Below are 340 nucleotides of genomic sequence, written 5' to 3' on the forward strand. Positions count from 1 at the left end.
CCAGATCATTACGCTCTGCCTTTGGCTTATCAATCAGCCCCAGATAATCAACCATGATGAGAGATAATGCCGGGTGTGCTTTCTTGTGACGCCGTGAAATTGAAGCAATCTGCTCCACCGTCAATTTACTGGCATCAATGATCCATACATCCAAGTTTTGTAATCGCCCCAAACCAACAGTAACCCAATCCCAACCTTCATCATCCAGTCTCGCAGGATTTCGTAAAACTGATACTGGCAGGTTAGCGGCTCCAGCCAACTGACGTTCGATAATCTGCTGGGAATCCATTTCCATTGAGAAGATCAGTACGCCGCGTTTCTGTTTGGTTCCTGTGATTGT

At 46.5% G+C, this 340-nt stretch carries 1 protein-coding gene; it reads right to left on the reverse strand.

The genetic code is table 11. The features are described 5' to 3' along the window. On the reverse strand, positions 1-340 hold a 340-nt coding region (locus tag NXS07_RS22650; RefSeq protein ID WP_258087637.1), incomplete at both ends, for a DnaB-like helicase C-terminal domain-containing protein.

The sequence above is a fragment of the Xenorhabdus bovienii genome (assembly GCF_024721015.1).
GTDB classification, from domain to species: Bacteria; Pseudomonadota; Gammaproteobacteria; order Enterobacterales; family Enterobacteriaceae; genus Xenorhabdus; species Xenorhabdus bovienii.